This is a genomic window from Bacillus spongiae (genome assembly GCF_037120725.1).
In the GTDB taxonomy this organism is placed as follows: Bacteria; Bacillota; Bacilli; order Bacillales; family Bacillaceae_K; genus Bacillus_CI; species Bacillus_CI spongiae.
The window spans coordinates 99,969-122,233 of sequence record NZ_JBBAXC010000004.1; the positions used below are offsets into that span (position 1 = coordinate 99,969).

Annotated in this window: 18 protein-coding genes; 1 reads left to right on the plus strand and 17 read right to left on the minus strand. The window is 36.1% G+C overall.

The genetic code is table 11. The features are described from left to right. Positions 1 to 113: 113 nt before the first annotated feature. From WAK64_RS06340 to WAK64_RS06420, 17 genes are all read right to left on the minus strand, one after another. Entirely contained in the window at positions 114 to 1,019 is a 906-nt protein-coding gene (locus WAK64_RS06340; protein WP_336586110.1) for an NAD(P)/FAD-dependent oxidoreductase, read from the minus strand. 65 nt (positions 1,020 to 1,084) lie between these two features. Then, positions 1,085 to 1,945 (minus strand): class I SAM-dependent methyltransferase, encoded by an 861-nt coding sequence (locus WAK64_RS06345; RefSeq protein ID WP_336586111.1) that lies wholly within the window; start codon positions 1,943 to 1,945, stop codon positions 1,085 to 1,087. Between the two features lie 97 nt (positions 1,946 to 2,042). Beyond that, positions 2,043 to 2,420: an RrF2 family transcriptional regulator gene (locus WAK64_RS06350; RefSeq protein ID WP_336586112.1), complete on the minus strand. Its 378-nt coding sequence runs from the start codon at positions 2,418 to 2,420 to the stop codon at positions 2,043 to 2,045. 374 nt (positions 2,421 to 2,794) lie between these two features. After that, positions 2,795 to 4,153, minus strand: coding sequence for an SMI1/KNR4 family protein (locus WAK64_RS06355; RefSeq protein ID WP_336586113.1), 1,359 nt, complete (start codon positions 4,151 to 4,153; stop codon positions 2,795 to 2,797). Positions 4,154 to 4,262: 109 nt separating this feature from the next. Next, the gene (locus tag WAK64_RS06360) at positions 4,263 to 4,505 is read right to left on the minus strand and encodes a hypothetical protein (protein ID WP_336586114.1); all 243 of its coding nucleotides are present in this window, start codon (positions 4,503 to 4,505) and stop codon (positions 4,263 to 4,265) included. Positions 4,506 to 4,744: 239 nt separating this feature from the next. Beyond that, positions 4,745 to 6,925 carry an MMPL family transporter gene (locus WAK64_RS06365; RefSeq protein ID WP_336586115.1) on the minus strand — a complete coding sequence of 727 codons (2,181 nt, stop codon included), beginning with the start codon at positions 6,923 to 6,925 and terminating at the stop codon, positions 4,745 to 4,747. Positions 6,926 to 6,988: 63 nt separating this feature from the next. Next, positions 6,989 to 7,420: an SRPBCC family protein gene (locus WAK64_RS06370; protein ID WP_336586116.1), complete on the minus strand. Its 432-nt coding sequence runs from the start codon at positions 7,418 to 7,420 to the stop codon at positions 6,989 to 6,991. A gap of 480 nt (positions 7,421 to 7,900) precedes the next feature. Further along, entirely contained in the window at positions 7,901 to 11,134 is a 3,234-nt protein-coding gene (locus WAK64_RS06375) for an ABC transporter permease (protein WP_336586117.1), read from the minus strand. Beyond that, positions 11,131 to 11,823, minus strand: a complete 693-nt coding sequence (locus WAK64_RS06380; RefSeq protein ID WP_336586118.1) for an ABC transporter ATP-binding protein — start codon at positions 11,821 to 11,823, stop codon at positions 11,131 to 11,133. Before WAK64_RS06380 ends, WAK64_RS06375 begins: the two co-directional genes overlap by 4 nt. A gap of 268 nt (positions 11,824 to 12,091) precedes the next feature. Continuing rightward, positions 12,092 to 13,267, minus strand: a complete 1,176-nt coding sequence (locus WAK64_RS06385) for a F510_1955 family glycosylhydrolase (protein ID WP_336586119.1) — start codon at positions 13,265 to 13,267, stop codon at positions 12,092 to 12,094. Positions 13,268 to 13,479: 212 nt separating this feature from the next. Continuing rightward, positions 13,480 to 14,868, minus strand: coding sequence for a sensor histidine kinase (locus WAK64_RS06390; protein ID WP_336586120.1), 1,389 nt, complete (start codon positions 14,866 to 14,868; stop codon positions 13,480 to 13,482). Next, on the minus strand, positions 14,865 to 15,572 hold the full coding sequence (locus WAK64_RS06395; RefSeq protein ID WP_336586121.1) for a response regulator transcription factor: 708 nt from the start codon (positions 15,570 to 15,572) through the stop codon (positions 14,865 to 14,867). The genes WAK64_RS06390 and WAK64_RS06395 overlap by 4 nt, the downstream gene beginning before the upstream one ends. Positions 15,573 to 15,592: 20 nt before the next feature. Further along, the gene (locus tag WAK64_RS06400; RefSeq protein WP_336586122.1) at positions 15,593 to 16,327 is read right to left on the minus strand and encodes an urease accessory protein UreH domain-containing protein; all 735 of its coding nucleotides are present in this window, start codon (positions 16,325 to 16,327) and stop codon (positions 15,593 to 15,595) included. 734 nt (positions 16,328 to 17,061) lie between these two features. Further along, a complete protein-coding gene (locus tag WAK64_RS06405; protein WP_336586123.1) occupies positions 17,062 to 17,790 on the minus strand; it encodes an amino acid ABC transporter ATP-binding protein in 729 nt (242 codons plus the stop codon). After that, positions 17,787 to 18,434 (minus strand): amino acid ABC transporter permease, encoded by a 648-nt coding sequence (locus tag WAK64_RS06410; RefSeq protein WP_336586124.1) that lies wholly within the window; start codon positions 18,432 to 18,434, stop codon positions 17,787 to 17,789. The genes WAK64_RS06405 and WAK64_RS06410 overlap by 4 nt, the downstream gene beginning before the upstream one ends. Positions 18,435 to 18,692: 258 nt before the next feature. Beyond that, positions 18,693 to 20,096, minus strand: a complete 1,404-nt coding sequence (locus tag WAK64_RS06415) for a sensor histidine kinase (protein ID WP_336586125.1) — start codon at positions 20,094 to 20,096, stop codon at positions 18,693 to 18,695. Beyond that, complete coding sequence (locus WAK64_RS06420) at positions 20,093 to 20,755, minus strand: response regulator transcription factor (RefSeq protein ID WP_336586126.1); 663 nt, start codon at positions 20,753 to 20,755, stop codon at positions 20,093 to 20,095. Before WAK64_RS06420 ends, WAK64_RS06415 begins: the two co-directional genes overlap by 4 nt. A 353-nt stretch (positions 20,756 to 21,108) precedes the next feature. On the opposite strand from WAK64_RS06420, the gene WAK64_RS06425 reads away from it, so the two are divergent. Beyond that, the gene (locus tag WAK64_RS06425) at positions 21,109 to 22,080 is read left to right on the plus strand and encodes an ABC transporter substrate-binding protein (RefSeq protein WP_336586127.1); all 972 of its coding nucleotides are present in this window, start codon (positions 21,109 to 21,111) and stop codon (positions 22,078 to 22,080) included. Positions 22,081 to 22,265: the final 185 nt, after the last annotated feature.

Below are 22,265 nucleotides of genomic sequence, written 5' to 3' on the forward strand. Positions count from 1 at the left end.
TCATTCCCCCATTATTGATAAGAAAGGATTTACCTTAATCCTTTCTTGAGGTCAAGTAGGTTTATTTAATATTTTAAATACTTTATTCGTTTCACATAATCTCATACATTTACTCAAAAACGTTCCATCGTTAAATCAGTATTAACAGCTACGGCCGTTTTATTTCCTTCGCCTGCAGACATCATTAGCGATGAAGGAAGTACTTTTTCAGTTTCTCCAGCAATGTAGATGTTTTTTTGTGTTGTCCTGCCCATTCCATCTGTTACAACAGCCCCTTTTTCGTCTATTTCACAACCTAGCTGTTCAACAAATGAAATGGGACGATAAAATGTTGGTATAACAAACCCTCCTGATCTGGCTATTGTTTCTCCTGATTCAAATTCAACTTCACGTAAATACCCATCAACACCTATTAACTTTTTAACTGGCTCCACCATTATCTTTATATTACGCTTTTGTAGCTCTAAAGCACTTTGTTCACTTATTCTAGCGCCATTTGTTATAAGAACTAAATCTTTAGACCAGTTGTAAACTAATTTAGTCATATGGAGCATATATTCTTCATCTTCTGCTATAACAACGAGTGGCTTATCTCTCATCTCCCACCCATCACAATATGGGCAACTAAAAATGCTTTTTCCATAATAATCTCTAACAGATAGTATAGGGAATACCTCTTGAACACCAGTGGCTAATACGATTTTTTCCGTACTATATTCTTCATCATCTTTTGTTCTCACTATAAATCTTTCATTAACAATATCTTTAGTTATCTCGGTAATCTTTGTATTAAAGTAAGATATGGAAGGATATTTCTCTAATTCTTTTAACCCTATTTCTCTAAATTCATGAGGTTTCGTCCCGTCTCTTGTTATAAATCCATGTGATTCTTGAGTAACTCTGTTCCTATTGGATCCGTCGTCAAACACTCCGATATTTCTTCTCGCCCTTCCTAACGTTAAGCTAGTACTTAACCCTGCAGCTCCTGCACCTACAACAATACAATCAAAAATATTCATTCGAATCATCCTTTTCATTTTTTTATAAAAATCACTATTAAAGACCTTTTATATCTGTAATTAAATTAAAATTGAACAAGTACCTTTCCAAATCTCCCTCCCATTCTTAATGGGATTTTACCTGTATAGGTTCTACGTAAATATGATTCAGATTGTTTTAGTAACTTATCTTCTAACGGGATTCCATATTCAACAAACCATTCAGGTAATTTAGTTACTGCGTCTTCGATATCTATTTCCACAGTTTTTATATGCCTTTCAATCAAAGATTGATAAGAGTAACCTTTTAGAAAAAGTAAATGTAAAATATATGCCATATCAGACGAACCAATTCCTTTCAGCTCTATTTCTAGAATGGGTAAAAGTTCATCCATGACATGATTTTCTTTTCTGCTAGACATGCCGCTAATATAACAATATTTCTTCGCATAACTAAGTGTCTTTTCAACTATCTTCCAGTTTTGCATAACAGGGCTCATTGATGAAAAAACGAAATCATAGGATTGTTTACGAGTATCTTTCAAAAAGTCCTCAAAAGGCTTTTGAATAATATTCACTTTGACAGAATGCTTATTTGCATGTTCCTCTAACATGGTTGCTAAATCTAATGAAGGTTCAACAGCAGTAACCTTTGCTCCTTTTCTTGCCATAGGGATGCTAAACACACCAGATGCTGCCCCAATGTCTAACACAGAAATCCCCTCAAAGCTAACACCTTGTTGTTCAACCCATTTCAAAATTCTATTTACTCGTTGTCTCCCTTCATTACTAAACGAATTTGCGTTATAGGAATTCGCCCATTTTTTAAACCCTTTGCTATTATAAGATCCCATTTGCCCCAGCCTTTGCATTATTTTCAAATTTGTATTTGAATCATTTTCCCAGGCAGATTCCCATGTTTTTTGATTAAATAAGTCATTTTCCACTTATATTCCCCCTTCAGTTTTGTTGTAAATTCATTGACATTAAAGACATTTTATATCTACGATTAGAATATAAAACAACATTGACCGTTGCTTTATTTTAAATTAAGTCTGAAATTTTACGCTTTCTTAATTCTTCTTCCATTTTTTCTTCTGAACTTAACATGACTTTTTGGATCGGACAATCAGGTCCATGATCATAACAATCAAATAATGAAGACCTTCCTTCGATTGTGTCAATGATATCGAGAAAAGAAATCGATTCCCATCCATTTGACAATGAATATCCTCCATTAGCTCCTGATGCCGAAGTAACCATGCCTTCCTTCACAAGTTTTGTCAATATTTTAGATAAATATGTCGGTGAAACATTTAATTGCTTGGCAAGAACTTGGACTCCAACAGGTTTATTAGCATTTATTGTGGCTAAATATAACATCGTGTGCAAAGCGTGGCTTGTTGCTTTTGTAAATTTCATTTTTTCAACCTCTTCATTATAATTAAAGACTTCGAAGGTCTTTAATAACGATTATAGTTAATAGTTATTTTGATGTCAATGTAAGAGCCCTCACTTTTTACTATCACCTAGATACCAGCCATAAACTTCCCCTATATACAGTGAAATTGATCAAACCACTCCTCCACTTATAAAAGCTATAGAATCATTACTACACTAATGTACCTGTTACCTAAAAACAAAATTAATTCTTACAGTCACTTTTTTCAAACATAAAAAAGCGCGATGGTTTTTAATCATCGCACTTGATGGAAACGCTTAAAATTAGAATTATATGAAAATACTTCAATGTTCTTTCATTTTTGTCCTATAGATAAAATACATTCTCTAATAGCTTAATAAAATATATTAATATTTTGTAAAATATTCTCTAGGATTAACTTTCGCTTTCTTAGAACTTGTTTATCGTGTAATTTTAGAAGGAAATCAGTAAACTCCGATTTATCAGGAAGATTTGTTATACCAAAAGTATATTTACTGTCTTTGTTCTTCTCATGTACATACTTTTCTAATACGTGAATTACAGTTACTTCATGCTTTTCTTCTAATGAAGTCCACCTTTCTAAGTCATGCCAAGAAAAGTTAGATGTAAAGTATAACTCTTCCCACCCTTCTGTCACAGGCAATTTCACATGATTTTCCATCCAAGTGATAACATCCCTCGAATGAAATTCACCAAGGTGTGAAAGTGCCTCATATCCCGTTACCTTAAAATTAGGTCGTCGTTCAAGAAAATTAAGTACTAAGGGGAGTCCTTTTTCCTTACTTATACACATCGAAGTTAGATAGGATCGTAACCCTGGATCGAGCTTATCTTCTTTAGTTTCCCATAGGCTTGTCACCCATGATTCTGCGTAAACTCCTAATACCCCTCCTATAACCTTACAAATAATCTTTTGATCCATATATGCCTCTTTTTTATTCAATTCTTCTAGGAGGAAACTAAGTAGCTCATCTTTCCTAAATTTCTGAAGACAGTTGATTATTTCTTCATTTACTTCATTACGATAAATAACAAAAGCTATTAGCTCGTTCATGTTATTTTTCACATCATCTATCATTGTCTCTGAAAATGATTCAAACCAATTCTTCCATCTAACAGCTGCTAAATTTGTTGTCTCGAGCCCAGAATCATCTAGAAAGTATTTAAGCTGCCATTTTTCACTACCAATACACCCTAATTCAGTAATCTTATATAAGTAATCGATAAAAGAATCCGCAACATAAGTAATGGTGTCCTCTTCGTGGTCCCAATAAATAACTGGTTTCTCTTCACTTTCAACAGACATATCAAAAGCGTATATATCTCCGTTACCTGTATGAGAAAATTCTAATTTCCCCCTAAGTGCCTTCCCATAATTATCTTCGTCTTCCATCAACTCATCTGCTAATATATTTAAATTCTGTAAGAAATCAATATTCCAATTTATCTCCCCTGAACATATTTCGCTAAATTCACTTGGAACCATAGTATCGTCCGAAAAAGAGTAATATAATGAAACTGATTTACCTAGATTTTGTAAAACATTTTTATAAGAAGGCGGTAATTCATATCCTACCTCTATTTCTTTAGCCTCAATTTCCTGTAGAATAGCTTTGTCGCCTATTTCAATAGGATATACTGTACCGTTATTATCCTCTAACTTACTTAGTATTTGCTCCCATTTTGATAATAAGAGATTCATTTCATCCATTCTATTAACTCCTCTAGTATGTAAAAATATCACTCAATTGAATTTGACTAAATTGTGGGACTATACCATTATTGTTTATCTAGAGAAATTCCATTTGGTTTATTTATGTTTATATAATAGATTTTTCAAACAGACTTCTGTAATGGTGTAGTTTAAATTGAATTTCTAAGTATTGAATTCTATTCCAAAACGTCTCTTCATCTAACTTTTTAAAATCATTTATTTGACTTTCTGCTAGGTTGTGAAATGCATGGGCAATATGAAAACACTCATCCTGTGATACGCTATTTTTAATGTCTAAAAATGCTTGATATATTAGAATTCTATAAGCATTTTTCCTTCCCTCATCCACTATTTCCACCCCATAATTAAATGTATTAATGCCATAATCGTACTTTATGTATTATTAAGTACGGCCCATCAAACTCTCTCCTTATACTAGTATATAATTCAATATGATTTTTAATATTATCTCGAATTCAATCCTTCAAGGTAATAGCCTTTCAATGAACTTTTTCATCTCTTCACTCAACTTTATTTTCAAAACTAATAACAACGAAGCGTGATCCAACTCACGCTTCGTTGTTTTGTTTACTCTGATGCTTCTTCAAGCTTCACTTTTTTGCCTTGATTAAATTTCAATCCGAAAAACCACCAATTCCAATCTCCTAGCAATTTCATTAGGGCAGGAACTAATACCATTCGCACAATCGTCGCGTCAATAAAGATCGCAAGAGCAATTCCCACGCCCATTTGTCTTACTGGCATCACGCTTGTGAAGGCAAAGGCACCCGTTACGACAATCATAATCGCTGCCGCAGAGGTAATAATTTTACTTGTCGATGTTAACCCTTTAACAATTGCTTTATTATTATGCTGTGTTTCTAAATAAACCTCATGAATTCTGGAAATTAAAAACACTTCATAGTCCATAGACAACCCAAATACTAAGCTGAAGACTAATACAGGTAACATTAGCGATATATCAACCGCATCAAAGCCAAAATGTCCTCCTTGGAATATCCAAGCAATTAAGCCAAATGTTGCACATAAACTTAAGATGTTCATCATGATCGCCTTTAGTGGAATGAGAATTGAACGGAATGCTATGGATAAAATAAAGAAAGTTGAGATAAGAATTAAAGCTAAACCATACGGAGCTTTATCATATATTTCTTTAAAAATTTCCTGCTCAAATTTGATTGAGCCACCCAATTGTAATGCTAGCTCCGTATTCTTTTCCGCCCATTCCTCTACCCATTCATACCCCTCTTCTTTCGTTCGGGAAGGATCTAAATAGACGTTTAATAGCATTTTATCCTCAGCAACGTATTGGTCCAAAATAGGCTGTAATGGATTGCTTTCATTTTGCTGGGTAGCTCCATAAAACGTTTCCACATCGTCTATGTTAGCAAGGCTAAACGGGGACTCAATCGTCTCAACGAGCGACTCTTCCTCAAGATTTGCTATTAATGCTTTCACCTTTTCTAAATTTTCCAATGACAGTATTTCTCCGTCCGCCTCGGCTACAATCGTTACTTGATTTTCGACTCTTTTTTCATCCTCAATAAATTCTTGTGTAAAGGTATCGTATGCTTTACGAGACTCGTAGGTTGTCGGTAAAGAATCCGTTGTCTCAATAGCCAAATTCATGTCACGCAGTGGAATCAATGCTACTAATAAAATGGCCAATGACATGATGCTCATGATAACAGGTCGCTTCATTACAAGGTTGGCGAATTTTTCCCACACACTTGACGTTCCTTCCTTTACTTTTAAAATCTTGAGGGCGTTTATTTTAGGACCGACAAACGATAACAGGGCTGGTAAAAACGTAATCGAAACGAGTACCGCAATCAGAACGACGGTCATCCCACCTAAGCCTACATTTTGGAATATATCAATTTGAATAAACATTAAACCAAATAAGCCAATAAAAACACAAAGTCCTGAAAATACAATCGACCTTCCTGCGGTTGCAACCGTCACCTTAATCGCATCCTCTGTCGACCGATGCTGTATCTCTTCTTTAAAGCGGTTAATAATTAATAGGGCAAAATCAATACTTAAAGCGAGCCCAATCATTGGGACAATATTTAAAATAAAGATGGATAAATTCGTAGAATAACTAAAAAAGTAGACAATTCCCATGGTCATTAAGATTGAAATAACGCCGATGACAAGCGGAATACTAGCCGCAACAAGTCCGCCAAATGCTAAGATCAAGACGATTAAGGCAATCGGTAAGCCAATCGTTTCTGCTTTCGCTAAGTCTTTTTGACTTGCTTCATTCAAGTCTTTAATGATGACGGGTTCACCTGTTAAACTAACCTGTACGCCCTCAGCTGGAGAAATATCTGCACGGAGCTCCTCGATTGTTTCAGCAAGCTCACCTGCTTCTTGGTCGAAAAGCAATAAGCCGTATGCATAGTCTTCGCGCATCATCTGTTCCTGCATAAATGGGGTGATCACTGACTCTACTTGCTTTTGTTCACCTAATTCCGTTAAAGTATCAGTAATTGCCACTTCAAAATTGGCTTCGCTAGTCGTCTCCCCTTTTTCAAATAGGACAATGATGGAGGATTTTGCTTGACCGAACTCCTCCTCTAAAATCGTTCTCGTTTCTTGATAATCTCCGTCGTATTCAAATCCATCTCCACTTAATACTCCAGGAAGCTTTAACGCAAAAAAGCAAAAAACAGTAATTAAGACGAGCCAAAATATGACCATAAGCTTTCTGTACTTATAAGTTACTTTCCCCAATAAATTCATTTCATCCCCACCTCTATATTCTTCCGGATATTCACTTTAAAACTTGAACTGTCCTATAACAACCTACCTATCCTTAATAAACACATCTTGAAACCGCTCTAATTGTCTGCCATCCGTTTTCTTAATGGCGTAACGAATGATGGGAGATAGGAGCTTCATGACTCCTTTTGCTGAACAGGTTGCCTGTAAAGTAACGGACGTCGCTCTATTTTCTGCTTTAAAAGTATACGTATAGTCTGCGCGAAAATTCCCTTGAATTGTAGTTAACGTAAGGCGATAATGGTCTTGAAAATCGGTCACTTTTGTTACTTGCTGTTTTCCTCTTGAATAGGAAGTAAACTCTGTCCCTTTTTGGATTGGGCCATCTGTTGTTTTTCGCAAAGAAGAAATGCCTGGCATCCACTTTGACGCATTTTGTTCCAATTCAATAAAAGACGCCCATACATTATCGGGCACATCATGTATCATGACATTTTCGAAAAAAATATCTCTCATTTATACCCCTTCTTTCAGATCCTCGTTCCTTTAGTACAGTAGTCGGTTGTATACTTTTTTTCCGTCATAAATAAAGGAAAAGAATGCAGTGTTGAAGACCCTTTCCCTCTCCCTTATTAGGACAAGGGCTTGACTAAATTTATTTTTCCTGTTTCACCATATTACAGCTTAAACTTATGTATTGTAGAAATAAGAAGCATCCTTCAACCATTCTCGCTTATGTGACACATCCGTTTTTATCATTATACCCTTATTTTATTCCTTTTCGTTAACGTTCCATTCAATTTCTTCGGATTCATAAATATCTGTGTTGTTTTTGTACTTTTTCCCTATAAAAAATTAAATGAACTGTTACATGAACGGAATCAATCCGATTTAAAAAGGACTTACCCTTACAAATAGTTATCTCAGCTAGCCAATAATATAAAGAAAGGACAGTCATTAACGACTGTCCTTTCTTTTATTCATAACTTCTTACATCTATTCATTGATTAATACAATGACCCGCTTATCATGACCGGCATAATCTATAACTAAAAACAAATCGTTTTTGTCAACTGGAATCTCATAAGTATGAAGAGATGTCATACCCCCTGGGGCAATAATTTCATAACCTGTCCAATTTTCTTTTTCTAACACGGTAAATTCCTTTGCTTTATATTCATTGCCTTCACTATCCATTATGACGAACCGTTGCGGAAGATACTTATAATACTCCCCTTCATAATGCTCTTCAGCATTAAAGACGATTGGGAACGAAAGATATTCATACCCTTCCTTCGGAGCTACTAAATCTTTTGGCGCCTCTTGAGGAATTCCTACATGTAATTCTTCATAATTATATTTGCTGTTCGATTCTCCGAATGTTAATAGGTCAAACCCACTTTCCAAAATATAGTCAGGCAATAGATCAAAAATATCTTTATCCTCTTTATCTTCCTCGACCGTCTTATCCGCTGCTACTTCTTCAACCTCATACTGATTCAACCCTCCAGATGTACCAACAACGGTTTCTTCCTCATTCGTCTTATTAGAGGCTTTCTCGCCTTCTTCAGGAACGGCTTGAGCTAATAGCACAAAGATTCCTACTACCAAACTAGCAGCTAGCGCTCTATAAATCCATTTTTCTTTTTTACTCACAGTCTTCGAATAAGCGGAGCCTTTTAAGCCTTCATACGATTGCTGTCTTACTGCTTTTTCTGCCGGGAAAAGCGCCCCTACAATACCAGTAAGAACAGGAATGAACATTAGCGACAGTAGAAAAAATAGTTGTTCAGTTGGAAATGAACCATACATGAACCGAATGATGACCATGGCGAATGACATTCCTACAACTCCTGCCATCAGTCCGATATAGCCACCTTCTAATAAAACGAGTATTCGAATGCTTCGATTTTGCCAACCGATTGCCTTCAATAAGGAGAGTTCATCTTGACGTTCAGAAATATTTTGCCAAATAATCTCTGTAGTCGTCAGAATGGCAATGGTCAACGCAACCACCAGCGCAATATAGTGCATTGGACCAACTTCCATCGCAACGTACTGTCCTAACCATGTAGCAAACATAACCCCTTTTAAATGGAAGGTAATAAACAAATAAAAAACAAGTAAACTTGTCGGTAAGGAGATCGCGATGACCGATAATAAGCTTCGCTTCCATTTTGACAATACATAGGTCAAGCTTAAAGAAAATACTGAGCGAACTTTTACAATCGATCTTGACACCTTACTATCTTCACCTACTCGCATTCCTTCATACGGAGTAATCCTCCTTACAAGAATCGCTGGCAATAATGTTCCCGCCCAGTAGACGGACAATCCAAATACCCCAATTAATAAAACGCGAAGGAACGAAGTATTAATATCATTCGTAATATAAAAACCAGCTAGAATCGCCCAACTAATGATTGATACGAATATTCCAAGAATGGTAGATTCCATAAAGAGTAGTTTTGATAAATCTCCTCTTCTCCAGCCCATCGCAAGCAACACGGAGAATTCTTTCCGTCTCGCAAACATCATAATAAGATTAGAAGAAAATACATAAACGATGGCAACCGCTATCACTGTGCCAATTACACCTGAAAGTCCAAATTTTGCTTCTTTAAATATGGAGATAGATGAACCGAGTTTCACCCACGGCTGTTCGATCCACCCAATCGCTGAAATCCCTTCAACCTCTGGGATATATGTGAGGGCAGGTTGTGGTGAAGACCCGAGGGTAATATCGGTTAATAGTCCCGTTTTTTGCCTAATTTCTTCCGCCGTCTTTTCAAGTATTTCTTGTGCGTTTTCAGTAAATTGATCGACTCCCATTACTTTAACTCGGATCGCCGAAATAGGCATATCTCCTACAATGCTCTCAGCCGCTTCTATAGTTGTAAGCATTAAAGGGGGTTTTGTGAGAAACCCTACTGGATTATTCATCGGCTTCATTTCAATAGGTGGATTAATTGGTGCATTTTGATCATCTAATACCCATGAGGCCTTAGATGGAAAATAGGTTTCCATCGGCAGCTCCGTTAATGGATCCTTGGCAACCTTTAGCTTTTGTGGATCAAATACTCCTAAATAATTTAGTCTGACTCGTTTCCAATCTTCAAACTTACCACTTCCATACGGTACTATAGGACGGTACAAATTTTCAAATTTTATCAAACTATCCGCTGGTCGTTCATATGTTTGTAATTCATAAGCAAATGGCCAACGATCCGAAAATGGACTAGTTACGGGAAGAAAATTTACGGGTGAAGGTTTTAAGGCAATCCATTGCGATTTATTAATATTTGATAGAGACTCCTCGCCAAGAACCTCCTTCAATAATAATTCATACATTTCATCAGAAGTAAATGTATAAGTATCGCTTGAAACCATCTTTTGTTTCTTTAAAAACTCTTCTCCACCATTTTCTTTAACAAGCTCCATCGTTTCAGCTTGCTCAGAACCTTCAAATGGTAAATCCAGCCTTTCAATTTGAAAGGAAATTTCACTATCAATAAATTGCTTATTACTTATCACGACGGGTATAACCGTTTCAGTGAAATGATCTAATTCCCGTTCATCAACCTTGTCACCCTTTGAAAAATACCTACTAATATCCGTTGAAATAATAGCTTCATCAAGTCCAACAAGTTGAGCCTCTGCTTCAGGGTCAATTCCTGCTAACATGACATTGGTAGAATGAAACAAATCTCCTCCAAAACGACTAACACCGTACTCTTTACCTAGCCCATCAGACCACCAATAGCCTTCAACAACATAGCTGGAACTATTAGCTTCTTCCACTAGTTCTTTACCAGTATTAGTCACTTCCTTAATGGTCAAACGGTAAACCCCAGGGTCTAAATTCACTTGATCAAAGACAATGCTTGGATTAATATTTCCAACCATTGCAATGGGGGCGGCTACGTCAATGGACTCTAGCGATTTTATCGTTTCATAATCTTCTAAACTTATTCCTCCAGCGATGCCACTTAAATAATTGGGCTCCAATAAGTTTAATTCTTCCGTAATACTTTTTGTCCCTTCAGGGCGAACGACAATATGATAGCTTGAATTCCACCTTTTCTGTAATTCATCGACAACCGTACCATTATTCGCCTGAGTGATTCCAACAAGGTAGCTTAGTCCTGTACTTATAATCAATGCGCCGATGATAACGAGAATAAATCTTTCTTTATTTCTCCACCAACTATTCCATAAAAAGCGAATCATACAATTACTCCAGAAGTATCCGACTTCATTCTTCCATCCTTCATTTCTATGATTCTTCCTGCTTTTGCAGCAAGCGTCGGATCATGTGTGACAAACAAGACGCCACATCCGGTTTCACGGTTTAATTGGTGAAGCAATTGAAAAATTAATTCGCTCGTCTCAGAGTCAAGATTTCCCGTCGGTTCATCCGCTAACAGCCAACTTGGATTATTGATTAATGACCTAGCAATTGCAACCCTTTGCTGTTGACCACCAGAGAGTTGGGAAGGAAGGGAATGCAACTTATCCTCTAAACCTACCTTTTCAAGCAATTGAACGGCTCGCTCCATTTTATTAAATGACACCTTACGAGTTAATAAGGGAGATAGTACATTTTCTAATGAAGTCAACGTTGGGAGCAAATGAAATTGTTGAAATATAAAACCGATATGTTCGAAACGAAAATCTGCTAATCGTTTGTGATTTAATTTAGCTAAACTTTCTCCCTCGTATAAAATATCTCCTGAAGTAGGATTATCTAATGAACCTAATAGACTTAATAAGGTCGATTTCCCTGAACCAGACGCACCTACAATGGCAACAAATTCTCCTTCTTCTAATTCGAGAGAAACATTTTCTAGTGCGTTCGTCTCTATTCCATCTCCCTTAAAAGTTTTATAGATATTTTCACATTGAAATTTATTTTTCAAAAAAACCCCTCCATTTCTATATATTACAAATATATCAGAATATTTACAAACGATAAACTATTCTATTATATGGAAATGATAGAAGGACAAAAATAACCCCATCAGAATCTATAAAAATCTGATGAGGTTACATTTTCGCTGTTTTTGTATATTAAAATACTTTGACAAAGGTGATAAAAGGTTAAATTTTTACCAACACAATCATGAAGACGAAAGATATGAACTTTTCATTTACATTATTTGTTACTGTTCACATAAGAAGTACGATTTATTCCTCTTTCTTGTCCTTCGTGATGCCTAAATCAGCTAGCTGTTGCCAATTTCCGCCCATATCCTTCGTTTGGAAAACATCTTTTTTGAACGTTGCAAAAGTCAGTTCATCTGCCTTTTGAGGGTTTACTGTAATATAGGCAATCGCATCCTCTTCTTTAAGTGAAGGAATCGAAATTTCTTTTTGTTCTTTAGTACTAATATCAAACTCCACTAACTGATTGCTCTCTTCATATATTCCCATAAATAGTTTTCCTGCTTGGTCAAACGCAGTGGATGTAACAGTAGCGTTTACGAGTGGTTCAAATTGATTTCCGAAGTCTTCGGAATAAAAAGCACCTACTTCCGTTACGACCACTACTTTTTCTTCCTCCGTTGGATGAACTGCGATATCACGAATAGCGCCCTCAAGTCCATTCATTTCACTTTTTTCCCATGTACTTGCTTCATCTATACTATAATATACACCAGCCTCATCCATTCTCGAGTTTGGCTCAGGATTCAATACATAGATAGCATGAGAATTGTATCCAACTGCCATTTCATGAAAATCCATTTCACCACTTAAGTCTAGTGTTTTTAACGACTCTCCCATATCATCACTTTTTATGACACCGAATGGATTTCCCAAAGAGGAGCCAGGAGCAGGATGCCCACTACTATAGAAACCTTCATCTACCATTGAAAAACCCATAAAATCATGCTGCTCTTCTTTTGTATGAAGGTTGCTCCATGTATCTTCAGCATACAGATTTACCCCATCATGTGCAGCAATATAAAGATTATCTCCATCAGCTGAATAGCCTAATCCATGGATATGCTTCAATTCAAGGGATTCATCGCTTTCTAACCTTGTCGTCGCCCATCCAATCGTTGCAGCAAGCATTACTGCCCCTGCAATCACACTGGTCATTAGTTGAATGCTCATTTTTTTACGTAATAAATCTCGGTCATTCTTCTTCATATTTGTTGAAGTTGCCAACTTTTTTCTAGTCATATTCCATAAAATAAGACCAATTACTAACAGAACGAGTGATAGGATGGCCCCAACCCCTAAATAAGTGCTTATTCCGATTTCTGATTTATGTTCGTCCCCATTTCCATCAGCTAATACCGATAAAGACAAGATGTTCATTGCCAATAAAAATAGAATAATTCCTCTGATTTTTTTCATTTATTCCTTCTCCTCTTTCTTAAAAAATACATACCGGAAATGATTAGGACAGGAATCGCTAACCACATGCATATAATAGAAAAATTACCCAAGAACATATGCAGACTATAATGCCCCATCATTGTCCCTGACATCGCTAAACAACATATTCCAACTAAAATAAAGATGATCGCCACAATATAATCAAAATTTTTCACTTTCATTACCTACCTTTATGCGATAGGAAAAGACACTGTAAAAGTGGTTCCTTTATTAACGTCACTATTCACTGTAATGTTTCCGTGGTGTAATTCAACAAGGTTTTTCACGATCGCTAACCCAAGACCAGTTCCTCCTGAACCTCGCGACCGTGACTTATCGACTCGGTAAAATCGGTCAAATACATAGGGAATATCCTCTTGTGGTATTCCCACTCCCGAATCCATTACATGAACCGTTATGACTTCTTTTGTTGGAGCTAACACTACTTCAATTAAACCCTTTTCAGTATACTGAATGGCATTCTCCATTAGATTGATAAAGACTTGTTCTAAGCGGTATCCGTCACCTAACATAAAACTGTTTTTTTCTGACTTTTGTAATCTAATGCTTATTCCTTTATCAATCGCTTTGAACTTCACTTTTTGAAACACATTCTCAAGCACTTCTTCAAGGTCCACCTCATGAAATTCTACTTGGAGCTTCCCTTCTTCTAATTTTGACAATTCGAATAGGTCACTGACAAGCCTAGAAAGCCTTTTCGATTCGTCTTCTATAATTCTTAAATATTGCTCTTGTTCTTCTTTAGAGGAAACGAGGTCTTCTCTTAAAATTTTTGCATAACCCTCTAAGTAAGTAATTGGTGTTTTAAGTTCATGAGAAATATTAGCGAAAAATTCTCTTCGGTTATCCCGAAATGATTTCACTTCAATCGCAAGCTCATTAATTGCCTTAGATAAAGAGCCTATTTCATCATTTGATTGAATCATTAATTTCGTGTCAAAATCTCCTTTAGCAATACTTCTAGCTGCCTTTTCCATTTGTAGTAAGGGTTTCGATAGTCTTTTGGATACGATGATAATGATGCCGACAGATAAAAGGACGGCTCCGACACCTGCTAGAATAAGAGCCTCTTGTATTTGCTTGATGGAGGAATCCATTTGACTAAGGGATTCGATAACAAAGATTGCCCCGATAAATTGCTGCTCATGAATAATTGGTTTCCCTATACTAAGAAACCTCTCATCATCAGAATGTCGAACCAGCTCTTCTTCAACAGGGAAGCCTTCTGTTAACAGCTTGTACTTTACTTGGTTAATCGTACTTCCAACTTGATAAATACTATTCCCTGAATTCGACATCACTTTTCCTTCATCATCGACGACGACGATATCTTTATTCGTTAATTCTCCTAATGTTTCAAGCATTCCAATCACTTGTTGATCAAGCATCGTTGTCGTTTGTGCATATTTCGTAGACAAGGAATCCAATTCTTCTTTTATTTGATTATAATAGAAATAAACAAACACTTTATTTGAAACAAACCCTAAAGGGAATAAGATAATCATGATAACGAGAAGAATCGTCAATCCTAGCTTTGGCACGACACTATTTATCTTCATATTGAATCTTTCACCCATTCAAATTGATACCCTACACCCCAAACCGTTTTGATGGGATTAAACGATAGTTTCATTTTCTTACATTTGTCTCGAATGTTTTTTATATGAGTATCGACCGTTCGATAATCTAACACTTCATGAATCCCCCATATTTGATCAAGAAGCTGATCTCGTGTGAACACTTTATTTGGGTTAGAGAGTAAATAGAGTAATAAATCATATTCTTTAGGAGTAAGTGTCATATTCGATCCGTTCGCCTTGACACTCCTTGATTCCATGTTAACTGTAAGGTCTTGATAAATAAGTTGATTCCCTATAGCAACTTCATTTTTTAAACGACCAGTTGTTGACCTTCGTATCAGGGCATTTACTCGTAAAAGGAGCTCTTCAACATCAAATGGCTTGACTAAATAATCATCTGCTCCTATGCCAAACCCTTGCGATTTATCAGCAATATCTCCCCGTGCCGTAATCATTATGATGGGAACATTACTTTCTTTTCTAATTCTTTCGCATACTTCCCATCCATCCATCTCTGCCATCATAATATCCAAAATGACTAAATGAATGTTAGCAGTAAATTTGGCTAACGCCTCTACTCCATTCGATGCTTCGATAACGACATACTGCTTAGCAAGATGAATTTTAAGTAAATTCCTCATTTTCCATTCATCATCCACTAGTAAAATTGTTTTCTTACTCATATTCACCAGCCTTTAAAAAATCAAATTGACCAATAAGTGATAGTATCTAGTATCCCCAAGACTATCATAAAAACACCAGCCGTGTTTTGAACAAACTTTCCTAACTTCCTCCCCTTTTTCATTAGCGTCCCACTAAACCCTAAGTACCAAATAATTCCTAAAATGATGATCAAAGGGAGAGCGGTTCCAATGGCAAAAAGGGTTGGCATGATGAACCCCATTGGGCTCGAAAACACTACTGGCATTAACGTAACAAAGAATAAAACAAACATTGTCGGACAAAAAGCGAGTGAAAAACTCATTCCTAATAAAAAGGAGCCAATCGCACTTTCTCCTTTTAGATTCTTTGGTAATGAAAAAAGTTTTAACGTTCCTGAAAAGCGAATGAAGCCTATCATAAACAATCCAACGACAACTAAGACTGGCCCCATCATTTTTCTTAGCCAAGGAAAATAAAGCGTTAATTCTTGTTGAATCTCTTTTCCAAACAACCACACTAAGAAACCTAATAAAGAAAAGGCTAGCATTTTTCCGAAAATAAAGCTTAACGCATTTCTCCAACTCATCTTTCGTTGAATGGATTGATTCCCGTAAAGCATAATGGCACTAATGTTCCCGGTAAACTGACAAGGAGCTAGCGCCCCTACAATACCTAAAACAAACGCATAAACGAGCGGAAGTGACTCCAATCCATATAATAGATTAATAAAGGGATCCATTAACCAAGTACTAATTTGACTAAACACACTATACATATTCATCACCTATACTTTGCTACTTCTCATAAGGTTATCATTAATTTTTGAAGAAATATTGAAGATTACTATTTTTTGTTATTCGGATACTTGTCCCAACTTATATACTACCATTTCACTTTTGTAACAGTCATTCATTGAATACAGCGAACGAACAACGGTTCTATAATATATGAAAAAATACTAATTGACGGAAATCATCCAAGAAATAAAAAGCTATGCACACAATATGTGGCGACATAGTCCTCCATCATTATTTGAGCTCCTTAACCAAATAATAATGCCAACAGAGCCTTCAGGAAAATGATGTTTGATTTGACGAACTGGTTAAGGGTCTGGAAATTTTCGTAAAGGACATATAATATGATTCCAAACGGTGAATTTAAACAAGCTAAGTCATTTTTTCAACTTGTTCGTTCACACGAATTCACTCAAACAAATAATAGTTAATGATGTCTTTACCTCGATGTATTCATTCTATATTATAGTTTCTTATAGGTATAAGAGGAGAATCATTTGAGAGGTGATGGTATTGTTATTCAAATGGCAATCGGTAGTCGCTTCTATAACGAGCTCAAGTTAACAGGAATAAGGGAGCTCCTGTTAATTAGGAGCTCCCTTTTACCTTGAGTGCTACAAAAATCTAAGAGAATTTGATAATGGGACAATCCATTTCGTAGCGGAATATTGTTCAACACTACCATTAGAACTAAATGTTTACGCCTTCTTTATCATTAAAAGACTGTTTGTAGAAATTGTTTCGTCCGTTCATTTTTTGGGTGATCAAATAGAGAGATTGGATCACCATACTCCACTATATGTCCATTATCCATGAACAACACTCGATCACTTATTTCTTTTGCAAACCTCATTTCATGTGTAACGACAATCATCGTCATTCCATCTTCCGCCAACATTTTCATAACATCTAATACCTCTCCAACCGTCTCAGGGTCTAAAGAAGAGGTCGGTTCGTCGAATAAAAGAATTTTTGGGTTCATTGCCAATGCTCGTGCAATGGCAACCCTTTGTTTTTGTCCACCAGATAGTTCATTAGGATACGCAGTCGCCTTTTCTTCCAAACCAACCTTTTCCAATAAGCCTATCGCTATTTCCTGCGACTGTTTTGTACCCACATACTTCACCTTCTCTTGAGCTAACGTAATATTTTTAAGAACTGTTAAGTGTGGAAAGAGATTGAAATGCTGAAAAACCATACCTATCTCTTCACGGATCTTGTTCAGGTTATGTTTGTTATTCATTAAATTATAACCGTTGACTATCACTGTTCCACTTGAGACATTTTCTAGTTTATTTAAACACCGTAACAGGGTGCTCTTACCAGACCCTGAAGGACCAATGATACTAACTACTTCCCCTTCTTCAACCGTCAAATTCACATATTTTAATACATCTAACTCACCGAAAGATTTCCTAACATCTTTTACTTCAATAATATTCATTGTAACTGTAGCTTCCTTTCTAATAAATGTGAGACTTTAGTTAACCCATACACCATCACAAAATACGATAAAAGGACAATGCTCCATATTTCAAAACTTGCATATGTTCTTCCGATAATAATGAATCCTTGTTGTGTTAATTCGGCCACTCCTATTGTATAGAGTAGAGACGTATCTTTCAGTGTAATTGTCACTTGGTTCATAAAGGCAGGGATCATTCTTCTAAAAGCCTGTGGTAAAACGATATACCTCATAGTTTTAAACTTTGATAAACCCAGTGTTCGAGCTGCCTCGGTTTGCCCTTTATCAATCGATTCAATCCCAGAACGAATTATTTCTGAAAAGTACACCCCCGCATTTACAGTAATTCCTATCATCCCAGCAGTTAATGGCGCCATTGTAATCCAACTAAAAGAGTTTAATCCAAAATATAGAAAGAAAAGCTGAATGAGTACTGGCGTTCCCCTTATTACATTAATGATTGTAAGTGCTAACCACTTAAATGGTTTAAATTTATGTGAACGAAGCCAAGCAAGTACGAGTCCAAGAATAAAACCTGCTAATAATGTCACCATTGTGACGTATACCGTAACTTTCAGTCCCTCGTAAAAAAATGGCCAGTTACTTATGAATAGATCCTTCATATTATTGTCATCACTCCTCCATTTTCGCTTATAAACAGATCATAAATGATTATCCTGGAGTTTATATGAAGTTGATGTGGAGTTGATGTGGAGTTGAATTCTCGTATTAGTAATCGAGGGAAAAAGATGGAGTGTCTAATTCCAAATAGAATTTTATTTCACAGCTCGAACCTCCATCTCATATCTGAAATGGAGGTCTTAGAGTGGGCTCGTTCTCTTTCACTACTAATATTTTTTAAGCATACTAAATGACGATACTTAGATTGATTCTCTTTGACCCTTCGGTATTTTAATGGTAAACAAAACACCATTATTCTCATTCTTTAAATGATAATCTATGTGAAGAACGGTAAAAATACGCTTTACAAGATGCAGTCCAAGTCCACTCCCACCTGTGTGCTTATTACGAGATTTCTCTACTCGCTTAAATGGTTCAAAAAGATCCTTTAGCTGGTCGTCCTCAATGACTACATCTGAATTAAATACATCAATTTGAATAGTAGATTGGTCTTGCGTACAAGATAGGATGACTTCTGCCCCTTCAGGAGAATACATCATTGCATTATGAATAATATTACGGAGGGATTTATCTAACAACATCCGGTCTGTATAGACGAGGTACTCTTCTTCCATCTTTACAGTTACTTTCAGTTGTTTTTCCGATGCAAAATAATGAAAGGATTGAATAATATTTGTCAGCATGTTAGACATATTGATTTCCTGAAAGACGGGATTAAAACCAACTCGATCAATCTTTGACAAATACAGAATTTCTCTTACTAATCCTTCCAATTCTTCTACACTCTTAAAGGAGCGTTTCAAATACGTATCTCGATCCTTATAAACCCCTATATTATAGAGCATCCCTTCTAATTGGCCCTTCACAACGGTAATCGGTGATTTAAGTTCATGTGAGATAGCCGCAAACAAATCCTTTCTCTCCGCTTCAAGTTTTCTCTCGTGCTCAATATCTTCTTTTAACTTTTCATTCGCCTTGTGAAGATCTGTCATAACTGCTTGCAAGTTATTCGACATCGTGTTCAAGTTCCGCCCTAATTCACCGAGTTCATCCTTTGATAAATAGTTGCTTTTCACAGAAAAATCCAAGTTAATCATTTTTTTTGATACCTCATTTAGTTCAAGGAGAGGCCTCGATAACATTCTTGCATAAAAGAAGGAGCCTATAAGCGCAATAAGGAATATGATGACGACCATATAAGGGAAGAAACGTAAAATGGCTGTTTGTGCTTCTTCGACTGATTGCAATGTTTGAGTGACTTCAACTAGAAAATCACCTTCTTCTAATGAGACATCTTGACGAACATTATTAATTTCAATATCGTCAACTAGCTTTATTTCGTACACAGAATTTTGTTGTAGTTTATATTTTTTATCAGGAGTATACACGTTGACAATGACAAGATTCTCTCGCTCAAAGCTTCCTATTAAAGAGACAAAATCATCTAGAGAACCACCCTCACTTTTATCTACTAGTTCTTGTAAATTAGAGCGTAATTGTGTCATCTTCATATCCTTGTAGAAATCAGGCAGTAGATAATATAAGGCAAAAAAGATGACAAACGAGGCGATTATTAGCATCGCAGTTGTAATACTAAAAATTTTAAATACGATACTCCTACGTAGATTATGAAGATGCTTCATACTATTTTGTACCCTAACCCTTTTATCGTTTGAATATAATCTCCCTCTAACTTTTTTCGAAGGTTTTTAATATGAGTATCAATTACCCTTGTGTCACCGTAATACTGGCTCTCCCAAAGTTTATCCATGATTATTTCTCTCGTTATAACAATCCCTTTATTCTCCATTAATAACTTCAATATTTCAAATTGTTTCAACGTTAGATCTACAAGGCGCTTATTTTCATAAACCTCACACGATTGCAAATAAAGCACAAGATCTTTAACAACTAGAACGGAATCTTTCTTCCCTTTTGTTTTCCTGCTCCTTTTTAATACAGCTTCTACTCGCTTAATAAGGATTTGAAAAGAAAATGGCTTTATCATGTAATCGTCGACCCCTAAATCAAACCCTTTTATTTGGTCCACGTCATCTTCTAGAGCCGTTAACATAACAATCGGCACATCAGATGTATGACGCACAAGCTGACATAGTTGAAAACCATCCATATTGGGCATCATGATATCCATCAAAATAAGATCAAATTCTTTCTTCTGAAACTGAGTGAAACCCTCTAATCCATCCTCTGCAACTTCTACTACATACTGTTGCGTCAACAAAAATTCCTGTATTAATTGACGAATATCTTTGTCATCTTCTACTACTAAAATGGAATACATTAAAACCACCCTATCTATCTACTCGAATTCATCTATTTTGTCCGATTAACTTCCTTTATGCTATTCTCTCATACCAATCTGGAGTTTATGTGAAGTAGTTAAAAACAATCGTTAAAAAAACGTACCCTAGATATCCCCTATGCATGGTCCTATATTCACCTGTACTCCTTTGTTGTTTACATGACCTTTTAAACTTCACGAGAACGACAGTTTACCTTCACGGGAACTACAGATTCCCTACCTATAATGGTACTCATATCAAATAAATAAGGTTGATTTCATCGATTCATCTCAATTTTAAAGGTAAAAAAATGTTCTAGTAAGCGAATCAACCGAAAAAGGAAGGTATGTTCATGAAAAAACTATTCGTCATTTTATCTATTTGCTTTACGATTATTCTGTCAGGCTGTCGGTCTGGTGGAGGAGATAGGATAAATACAGATGGTCAGCAAACTGATAAAGGAAAGGGATATTCGAGTAATAGCAATACCATTATCGTAGGAGTAGAAAATGCAAATTACCCTATCTCCTTTATTGACGAAGATGGTGAACCGGCTGGAGCTGATATCGATTTAATCAAGGCGATTGCAGAAGATCAAGGACTAGACATTGAATTCAAACCGATGAACTTTAATGCCATTATCCCCTCTCTCCAAACCGGACAGCTAGATGCAGCTATATCAATGACTTCATTAGGACCTACAACAGCTAGAGAAAAAGAAGTCGATTTTGGAGATGCCATTACAGCTGCGCGAACTGCTATGATTTCCAAAAAAGGGAGTAATCTAAACAATATAAAGGACCTTAATGATCATCATATAATTGCGGTAAAGTCAGGATCGCTAGCTGAATTAGTAGCTGAGGAAGTAGCTGGGGAAACAGGAGCTGAATTACGACGTTTTGATACAACCGATAAAGTTCTTCAGGATGTCGAAAATGGGCAGTCTCATGTAGCCATTGAATCTTCAGATGTACTTTATTCACTTTTATGGGAGAACCCAAATGATAGCATTCAATTTTTAATTGGCGATCTAATGGGGTTTGTATTCGAAATTATGGAAGACCGAATCCAAGATGAAGGAAATGGTTTTAACTCTGTGGACATAGTAAACGCGATTGCTGTTAGAGAAGGAGACAAAGAATTACTGGATATTGTGAATGCTGGCCTGAATAATATAGAAGAAAATGGAAAAATCCACGACATAGAAAGTAAGTGGCATGTTGTATTGAGTACTGATGCTTGGGCTGACCCAGAATGGAATGAATTTAAAAGACGAGTGAACCCTAATGTTGCCTCAGGTTCGGTAAGTGGTGTTAATGAATAGACTTTAATGATTAATTTCATCTTCATACGCTTAAAAGGGAGAACCATATGATTGGCGCTCCCTTTTTTGTAATGGAGCTTCCTATTGTCATAACAACACACGGTACGTAGTGCTGATTATTTTTTAATTGGTTCTTCAGATGAGAAACGTCCTCTAGATTAAGAATGATATCTCGAGCAATTTCA

Excerpts from the sequence above, each read along its gene's own strand:
- WAK64_RS06340 (WP_336586110.1), bottom strand. The coding sequence starts at position 1,019 with ATGAATATTTTTGATTGTATTGTTGTAGGTGCAGGAGCTGCAGGGTTA.
- WAK64_RS06350 (WP_336586112.1), bottom strand. The coding sequence starts at position 2,420 with ATGAAATTTACAAAAGCAACAAGCCACGCTTTGCACACGATGTTATAT.
- WAK64_RS06355 (WP_336586113.1), bottom strand. The coding sequence starts at position 4,153 with ATGGATGAAATGAATCTCTTATTATCAAAATGGGAGCAAATACTAAGT.
- WAK64_RS06365 (WP_336586115.1), bottom strand. The coding sequence starts at position 6,925 with ATGAATTTATTGGGGAAAGTAACTTATAAGTACAGAAAGCTTATGGTC.
- WAK64_RS06370 (WP_336586116.1), bottom strand. The coding sequence starts at position 7,420 with ATGAGAGATATTTTTTTCGAAAATGTCATGATACATGATGTGCCCGAT.
- WAK64_RS06375 (WP_336586117.1), bottom strand. The coding sequence starts at position 11,134 with ATGATTCGCTTTTTATGGAATAGTTGGTGGAGAAATAAAGAAAGATTT.
- WAK64_RS06385 (WP_336586119.1), bottom strand. The coding sequence starts at position 13,267 with ATGAAAAAAATCAGAGGAATTATTCTATTTTTATTGGCAATGAACATC.
- WAK64_RS06390 (WP_336586120.1), bottom strand. The coding sequence starts at position 14,868 with ATGAAGATAAATAGTGTCGTGCCAAAGCTAGGATTGACGATTCTTCTC.
- WAK64_RS06395 (WP_336586121.1), bottom strand. The coding sequence starts at position 15,572 with ATGAGTAAGAAAACAATTTTACTAGTGGATGATGAATGGAAAATGAGG.
- WAK64_RS06400 (WP_336586122.1), bottom strand. The coding sequence starts at position 16,327 with ATGTATAGTGTGTTTAGTCAAATTAGTACTTGGTTAATGGATCCCTTT.
- WAK64_RS06405 (WP_336586123.1), bottom strand. The coding sequence starts at position 17,790 with ATGAATATTATTGAAGTAAAAGATGTTAGGAAATCTTTCGGTGAGTTA.
- WAK64_RS06410 (WP_336586124.1), bottom strand. The coding sequence starts at position 18,434 with ATGAAGGATCTATTCATAAGTAACTGGCCATTTTTTTACGAGGGACTG.
- WAK64_RS06415 (WP_336586125.1), bottom strand. The coding sequence starts at position 20,096 with ATGAAGCATCTTCATAATCTACGTAGGAGTATCGTATTTAAAATTTTT.
- WAK64_RS06420 (WP_336586126.1), bottom strand. The coding sequence starts at position 20,755 with ATGTATTCCATTTTAGTAGTAGAAGATGACAAAGATATTCGTCAATTA.
- WAK64_RS06425 (WP_336586127.1), top strand. The coding sequence starts at position 21,109 with ATGAAAAAACTATTCGTCATTTTATCTATTTGCTTTACGATTATTCTG.